Source organism: Streptococcus mitis (genome assembly GCF_946190285.1).
In the GTDB taxonomy this organism is placed as follows: Bacteria; Bacillota; Bacilli; order Lactobacillales; family Streptococcaceae; genus Streptococcus; species Streptococcus mitis_CP.
This window is the reverse complement of the sequence record NZ_CAMHZX010000017.1, coordinates 1-881: the sequence shown is the minus strand read 5'-3', so window position 1 is coordinate 881 and position 881 is coordinate 1. Positions and strand designations below refer to the sequence as shown.

The following is an 881-nucleotide window of genomic DNA, read 5'->3' as shown; positions in this document are numbered from 1 at the left end:
TCAGCAAGCACCAGTGCGGTAGCGTCTACGTCAGCGTCAACAAGTGCCGTAGCGTCTACCTCAGCCAGCACAAGCGCTGTAGCGTCTACCTCAGCAAGCACAAGTGCAGTAGCATCAACGTCAGCATCTACAAGTGCTGTAGCGTCTACCTCAGCTTCAACAAGCGCCGTAGCGTCTACGTCAGCGTCAACAAGTGCCGTAGCGTCTACGTCAGCGTCAACAAGTGCGGTAGCCTCAACGTCAGCATCAACAAGTGCCGTAGCGTCTACATCAGCGTCGACTAGTGCAGTAGCGTCTACCTCAGCGTCAACAAGCGCGGTAGCGTCTACCTCAGCCAGCACAAGCGCGGTAGCGTCTACGTCAGCGTCAACAAGTGCCGTAGCGTCTACGTCAGCGTCAACAAGTGCTGTAGCGTCTACCTCAGCAAGCACAAGTGCAGTAGCATCAACGTCAGCATCTACAAGTGCTGTAGCGTCTACCTCAGCTTCAACAAGCGCCGTAGCGTCTACGTCAGCGTCAACAAGTGCCGTAGCGTCTACGTCAGCGTCAACAAGTGCGGTAGCCTCAACGTCAGCATCAACAAGTGCCGTAGCGTCTACATCAGCGTCGACTAGTGCAGTAGCGTCTACCTCAGCGTCAACAAGTGCGGTAGCGTCTACCTCAGCCAGCACCAGTGCTGTAGCGTCTACCTCAGCCAGCACCAGTGCTGTAGCGTCTACTTCAGCCAGCACAAGCGCTGTAGCGTCTACCTCAGCCAGCACAAGCGCTGTAGCCTCAACGTCAGCGTCAACAAGTGCCGTAGCCTCTACGTCAGCGTCAACAAGTGCTGTAGCGTCTACCTCAGCAAGCACAAGTGCGGTAGCGTCTACCTCAGCTTCAAC

Annotated in this window: 1 protein-coding gene; it reads left to right on the top strand. The window is 55.8% G+C overall.

Translation table 11 applies throughout. The annotated features are described in order from the left end of the window. Positions 1-881: serine-rich family protein (locus N8L39_RS09230; protein ID WP_261039365.1), on the top strand; the 881-nt coding region annotated here is incomplete at both ends.